Raw genomic sequence first — 275 nt, 5'->3', positions numbered from 1 at the left:
GGGGGTGGCCAGCTGGGCCGCATGTTCGTGCACGCCGCGCAGGCCATGGGCTCGGCACGGCGGTGCTCGACCCGGCCGCCGACAGCCCGGCCGGCCTGGTGGCGCACCACCACGTGCAAACGGCCTACGACGACCCGGTCGGCCTGGCCGAGCTGGCGCGCATCAGCGACGCCATCACCACCGAGTTTGAAAACGTGCCCGCCGAGGCCATGCAGCTTTTGGCCGCGCAGCGCCCCGTGGCGCCCGCCGCCAGCGCCGTGGCCGTGGCGCAAGAC

1 pseudogene is annotated in these 275 nt (G+C 74.9%); it reads left to right on the top strand.

Going from position 1 to position 275, the window contains the following annotated elements:
* Positions 1-275: pseudogene (locus tag ACS2QP_RS27640) on the top strand (5-(carboxyamino)imidazole ribonucleotide synthase); the annotation flags it as partial.

Origin of the sequence: Bacillus cereus group sp. Bce019, assembly GCF_051781745.1 — a bacterium.
Classification (GTDB): domain Bacteria; phylum Bacillota; class Bacilli; order Bacillales; family Bacillaceae_G; genus Bacillus_A; species Bacillus_A cereus.
This window is presented reverse-complemented; position numbering and strand designations above follow the sequence as displayed.